Below are 6,800 nucleotides of genomic sequence, written 5' to 3'. Positions count from 1 at the left end.
CGGTACTTACAAAGAAGCAAACAAAAAAGTAAAATTAACATTCAAATAGTGGGAATTTAATTTCTCACTAACTTTTTTTCTTTTTTTTTAATAATTAATGATTTTTTAATAAAGATAAGTTTATAAACTATTTTTAACAAATTATCTATTGTCTTTTAGAAATTTATTTGCAAGGGAGGTGATAGGTATAAGATATAATGTGAAATTATTCACGTTATTAATGATTATCTGCTTTATAGTTTCTGTTTCATCGGTCTCAGCAATGGATTTAAATCAAACAAATTCTACTGTTGATTTGTCTGTTGGAGAGGGGTCTGTTCTAAATGTTCAAGAAGAAATCCCTGATGAACCGGATCTGGTATTAAATGATACAATTTACATAACTTCTGATAATATTGATGATTATTTCACAGATGGTAAGTTATCTTCAAGATTTGATAATAAAACTTTGATATTCAGTCAAAATTTTGAAAATCTTGGAAAATTGGAAATCAATGCAAAAAATGTTACAATTAACGGTGCTGGATATATACTTAAAAATACTGTATTTCAAGTGGATGCACGAGATGTTACATTATCATGTTTGAATTTAGATTTAGATAGTGAATTTCCATCAAATGATGGTGCAGGTATAGAAATCTTTTCAGATAATGTCAATTTAATTAATGTCAATATTAATTATGTTGTTCCTCAAAATGTTGAAGCATATGGAATTTATGCAATGGGAATCAATAAAAATCCTTTAAGAAATTTAAGAATTAAGAATTCCTACGTTAACTTTGAAGGCCATAATGATGATGTAAACGTTTATAACTGTGCTATAAAATTAAGTGATTGTAAAGATTCATTAATTGAAAATAATACTTTTATTTCAGCATTGCCTCTCAAAGACATTATCTTTGGGGTAAATGGTGCTGAACTTGCATCTGATTTGGTCTTGACAGTCGGTATTGGTGGTTGCAATAATACAACTTTCATTGGAAACCGCCTCTTTTCAGAAGTGAATAAGAGACCTGAAAACTTATATCCTTCCCTCGATTGTATGTTGATTAGTAAATCAGATAATTCATTGATATGCAATAATTCCATATTTATGACAGACTTTCTCACATATCCTGGTATTGACAACTATCTTTATGGATTGGACATTTATGATTTAAATAATATTACTGTATGCCACAATAGCATTTCAATTATAACTACCGGTGGTAAAATGGCTGCTGGTACGGCATATCCTATTCAGATTACAGGTCCAATTTCCCAGGTAAACATAACTGAAAATGATTTGTATTCCTTTTCAAATGGTCCTAACATAGGAATTTATTCTCAAAACTTCTATGGGGCAACAACATTGTCCATTACAAATAATAGAATTAATGTCACTGGACTTGCAGGGACACATGAATGGGCTTTGGTAGCAGGAATCGAATCTCAGGATACATGTTCAACAATCAAAAACAACATTATTGAAGTTCACAGTGTTGGGGATGTTTCAATCGATGATAATATCTATGGTGTAAGTTACCGCCAATCAACTTCAGGCGATCACCAGTATGACATTGAAAACAACACTGTATTCAGTGACGGTTTTTATGCTGTCAATCTCCTGAGTTCAGTTAATTCAAAAGTTGTTAACAATTTATTGGTTTCCTATAATACAAAAGCTGATAACGGTAACGGCGGATTCAGATATTGGGATATGAATTCACATAACGGTTTAGAATTCTATAACAATCAGGTTATAAGGGCATTTGATTATTTCGCGTCAGTCAGCAATAATGTTGACAATGGTGATGATAATGATTATTCAACACCTAAAAACGATAAGGAAATTTCAAATAAAATCGACGGTTCTAAACTTTCAAGCACTGGTAATGAAAACAAATATTCTTTCAATCCTTTAATTCCGGGCACTTCCAAGGAATATGGATGGAAATATGAAGATCATTCACAAGACGGAAATGATGAGGGTGATGAGTCATCTGAATCACAAAACGGCGGTGCATTTCCAAATCAAGGAAGCAGTTCAGGAAACTCCTCTAAAAATGAAGGAATGTCTTTAAAAGATTATTTAGTTAACTTCATTAACTCAAATACTGATGGAGGAAAAGTGAACACTACTTCTTTCAATGGACAAAATGTAAATACACGCACAAATCAAAGTGATGCTTCACCATCAGACAGAGGTTCTGATAGTTCAGCAAGTCAATCAAAATCTTCAAGAAGTCCGGATTCTTCTGCTTCAGGTGAATCTGAAAGTGTTAGTAAAAAAGCATTTGAAATTGATGAGAAAAATGAAAATAAATTTATTCCATCAATATTTTTCATCATACCTGTGTTGATTCTGTTGTTTATTGGAGTTAGACGCAAAAAATCAAATCTTGATTAATTAGTTGTTTTTCAACTAATTCTCTTTTTTTTATTTTAAATTATTACTCGATATGTTTAAATATTCTTTTTTTCATAACTATACATATCATTGACAAATGATATTTTATTAAGTATAATTAAATTTAATCGAGGTATTTAATTTGAGAATGAATAAAATAATATTTATTTTATGCATTATTTTGATATTATTGTCCATTTCCTCAGTTAATGCATCGGATAACATGACGGATTTAAATATTGTCAGTTCAGATGATAATGCAATATTTGTTGATGTAAATGGTGCTGACTCAGGTGATGGATCTAAGGATTCTCCAGTTTTGACATTGGATAAGGCAATATCCCTGTCCAAGGAAAACGGTACAATCTATTTGTCCAACGGGGAATTTAATAATGCATTGAATAATAAGTTAACTATTAATAAATCTTTAAATTTTGTAGGTGCGGAGGACACATCAGTAAACGGATTAAATAAGAATTATCTTTTTGAAATTAAGGATAATGTATGTGTCAGCTTTAAAAATATCAAGTTCATAAACGCTTACAAATCTCCGGGATCATATTCCATTAACTACAATGAAAACATTTACGGGGCTGCTTTGGAAATCAAAAACGCAACAGTTACTGTTGACAGTTGTTCATTCATAAGCAATGTTTTAAATTATGATGAAGCAATAGGCCAGTGCATTTACGGCGGAGCAGTCAGTAATTTTGGAGATTTGACACTAATCAATTCATATTTTGCCAACAATACTGCCCTTTCCACATCAGGACTTAACTCCTTTGGTGGAAGTGTTTACAATAAAGGCAAATTAAGTATTTTCAACACAACATTTTCAAAATCAAAAAGCGTAGATTTCGGATATGGTGCCGCAATAGCAAACGACGGCGAAGTTGTAATGCGTGACAGCACTATTTGTGAATCCAGGGCACTTCATGAAACCAAGGGTTCAGCAATATATAACACAGGTGTTTTTGAATTATATGATTCAATAATTGAAAATAATTATATAGAAAGAGCAAACTTTAACTATATCTATGGTGCAGTCTACAATATAGGAACACTGACAGCACGAGGAAACATTTTCAGAAACAATACAGGATATTATGAAGCTCCGACACCATCCTATAAAGGATCTCCAAATATCTACAACAGCGGAAAATTAAACTTGACTTACAACGCATTTATCGATAATGCGGCATTTCCGGGAATATCAACAGACGTATACTATAACGGTGGAGACATAGTCACTTTAGACAATAACTGGTGGAATACCAATATAAACCCATACAAGGAAGGGACTAAAATCAATGTGGATGAGATTAACTCATGGTTAATACTCAATTTAACTCCAGACTACACAAAATTAAATATCTCAGACTCTGTAACTATAAAGGCATCATGGACAAACAACATTGATTTGCTCACTCAAATAGATTTAATCCCACTGTTTAACGTAACTTTCAAAACTGAGGTTGACGGAAATGTAATTACCTCAAAAAAACAGTTAATCAATGGTGAAGCCGATTTTAAATTTGATTATACTCAAAACAAAGGATTATATGAAGTGACAAACACTTTGGAATCATTCACACAAAGTGTTCTTGTTGATGTTGGAAAAACATTTACATATGTAAATTTCATTGTAAATGACAATATCACATATCTGGAGGATTTGAACGTATCCGTTGAAGTAACCAGTTCCGATGGATCCGTTCCTACAGGTGTTGTTATTTTGAATTTAAATGACAGAACTTACACTGTCAATCTGGTAAACGGTAAGGGGGACTGCACAATTTCTGATTTAACCCCTCAAAAATATGCTTTGGACATTACCTACGACGGAAGCGAAAATCACTTCAAGGCATTCAACAGAACAGATGTGAACATCAAAAAGCTTGACGTTGATTTAAAGGTAAACATTCCCGAAATCAAGGTATCCCAAAAAGGCCAGGCAATCGTAACCCTTGCTCCTAAAGGAGTTCAGGGCCAGGCAATACTATACGTTGACGGCGTAAGGAAAAAAATTGTATACCTATACAACGGCAATACAACTATCGCTTTGAACAATTTCGCTGAAGGGGAATACAACATCACTTTGGAGTTCGTGGAAACCACATACTATTACTCATCAAGTGTCAGCGGAATTCTAAATGTAACCCGTTACGACTGTTCAATCAACATCAGTGCCGAAGATATTAAAGTCGGCGAAAATGCAACAGTAACAATTGACGTTTCACCGGATACCTTAAGAGGAGAGGCAACATTAATCATAAACGGAGTGGAAAATGAAATATTCATAGATAACTCAACAACCAATGTTACATTGACAAATCTCGAAGGCGGACATTATGACGTTACATTAATATTTGACGGCGATTTGAGATATTATCCGGTAAATGTATCCACTTCATTTGATGTTATAAGAACTCCGACCTCCCTGACAGTCGATATCTCACAAGATGATAAGAATTTAAACGGTACAATCAAAGTCAAAACAAATCAGGCAAACTGCAGCGGAGTCATGGGAGTATACATTAACTATAACCTATATAAAATGAATTTCACAAACGGCGAAGCTGAATTTACAGTTAAATTCGATAAGGGTACTAATTATGTATTCGTATTTTATGAAGGAAACAAATACTTTGAAGATTCATCATGGAACACCACTCTGGGTGTTGCAGACGAATTCGTATTCATCGGTGAAAACTCAACCGGATATGCTAAAAATGACTTCAACTATTCAGTAAGGCTGATTGAAGTAAACGGTATTCCGATGCCTTCAAGAATTATAACAGTCGACTTTAACGGTGTAAAATATAATATCACAACTGATGATGACGGTTTCGCATTTCTTCCTTTGAATTTAAATGCAGGCAGCTATTACATATCCGCCACTTTTAAGAATGCTACAATCCACAATACATTATTTGTCAAAAGTGTTGACTTTAATCTGACTGCACCTGATATTGCATATGGCGATATACAGGAAATCAAAGCTGTTTTTGAGCAGGGAGTTAAAGGCAGCGTTAATTTCATATCTGAAAATCTGAATGTGACAGTCAGTATTGAAAACGGAACTGCAAGCTATAACATTACAGGTTTGGGTGTTGGAACATACAATATAAAAGCTGTTTATCATGATATAACTCACAGTGCAAGTTTCGCTGTTAAAAAAGCCGATTTGGACTTTGATATCATAGTTAATCCTGCAACTCCTGATGATGATGAGATAATTGAAGTCTCAAGCATCGAAAACATCACAGGCCAAATCACATTCATCTTTAAAAATACTGAATATAAAGTACCAATCAAGGATAATAAAGCTATTTTAAACTTGTCTAAATTAAATGAAGGAAAATATTCATTAACAGTTAAATATGCAGGCAACAATAATTACAACTCCTTTGAAAAGACAATTGAGTTCCGCATTAAGAATTTCGCATCAGACTTGAACCTGACAATAAATGATGCCTCTTATGCAGAGGATTTAATTGCCGTTGCAAACCTTAACAGTGATGCAACAGGTATTGTGAGATTCAGTGCAGGAAACATCACAAAGGAAATTGAAATTGACAATGGAAAAGCAATTTGCAACTTTAAATGGCTTGATGTTGGAAATTACTCATTGACTGCTGAATATTTGGGTAATGACTATTACATTTCATCACAAAACGAAACTTCATTTGCAGTAACAAAAGCCAATTCCACTATTGAACTATATGTAAAAGAGGTTGTTTTAGGTGAAAATATAAGAATTTATGCCAATTTAAGTCCAAATGCAACAGGGAGCGTATCATACAGTATGACAGGATATTTCTCACCAAGAAATAAGCCGGTTGCAAATTCAACTTCAAACTGGTATATAGCTCCATTAAACACTGGCGAATATGAAGTAATGGCCAGATATTTGGGAGATAATAATTACTTCCCATCAAATACAACTTTTATTTTAAATGTTAGTCAATATAAAACAATTTTGGACGTTGAACTTAACGATGTAAGCATTTCTGATAGAGTGGTATGCAAAGTAACCCTCAAAACTAAGGATGGTGAAGCCATAACAGGTAAAGTTAGTTTAACAGTTGGAAACAGGATATTCAGCATTGATGTCAAGGACGGCAGCGGATCTTTGGTCCTTGGTAAAATGGCTGTCGGAAACTACACATATGAAGTAAAATATAACGGAACTTACAATTACTCACAGGCCAGTTATGATGGTGAATTTAAAGTGGTTGATGATTTATTGGATGCAAATTTAATATCCAATAATTTAACCAAGTATTACAGTGGAAATGATAAGCTAGTAATCCTTTTAACTAATTCCAACGGAAAAGCTTTCCCGTCTCAGGTAATAATTGTTAAACTCAACTCCAAGGAGTATACTTTAATTACAGATTCAAAGGGT

Annotated in this window: 2 protein-coding genes; both read left to right on the top strand. The window is 33.3% G+C overall.

The window, feature by feature from the left end; all coding sequences use genetic code 11:
- Window positions 1-220: 220 nt before the first annotated feature.
- Window positions 221-2,389: a right-handed parallel beta-helix repeat-containing protein gene (locus ACJMLH_RS09925; RefSeq protein WP_405277234.1), complete on the top strand. Its 2,169-nt coding sequence runs from the start codon at window positions 221-223 to the stop codon at window positions 2,387-2,389.
- 223 nt (window positions 2,390-2,612) lie between these two features.
- On the top strand, window positions 2,613-6,800 hold a 4,188-nt coding region (locus ACJMLH_RS09920), incomplete at its 3' end, for an Ig-like domain-containing protein (protein ID WP_405277232.1).

Origin of the sequence: Methanobrevibacter sp. (genome assembly GCF_045116495.1) — an archaeon.
In the GTDB taxonomy this organism is placed as follows: Archaea; Methanobacteriota; Methanobacteria; order Methanobacteriales; family Methanobacteriaceae; genus Methanocatella.
Note: the sequence above shows the minus strand (reverse complement) of the source record. Positions and strands in the feature narration are given on the sequence as shown.